Origin of the sequence: Paraburkholderia sp. NMBU_R16, from assembly GCF_013282575.1 — a bacterium.
Taxonomy (GTDB): domain Bacteria; phylum Pseudomonadota; class Gammaproteobacteria; order Burkholderiales; family Burkholderiaceae; genus Trinickia.
The window spans coordinates 1-253 of sequence record NZ_JAAAYE010000418.1 but is presented as its reverse complement, the minus strand read 5'-3'; the positions used below and the strand labels follow the sequence as shown (position 1 = coordinate 253).

General features: G+C 56.5%; 1 pseudogene. It reads right to left on the bottom strand.

Features of this window, described 5'->3' with window-relative positions:
- Positions 1–125 (bottom strand): annotated as a pseudogene (locus tag GWC77_RS28695) (ATP-binding protein); the annotation flags it as partial.
- Between the last annotated feature and the right edge of the window lie 128 nt (positions 126–253).

Genomic DNA, 253 nt, shown 5'->3' with positions numbered 1-253 from the left:
ATCAATAGCGCGAGGAAGTCGATGTAAGAGAGCTTCGCATCGATCGCTTGGCGATTGCGCGCCTCCAGCGAGTCGAGGATGCCGGACAGGCGCAGTTGCTTCAGATGCGGGGTCAAGGCTGGCATGGTGTCACGGATCGGCGTAATCGAGCCGGGGATGATCGGCGTAATGAGGCCACTTGGAATGGCCCCGAAACGCGATTTCGAAGGGCCTCAAGAATCCGTTTTTTTGCCTGATTTTGCAACCGCGTTTT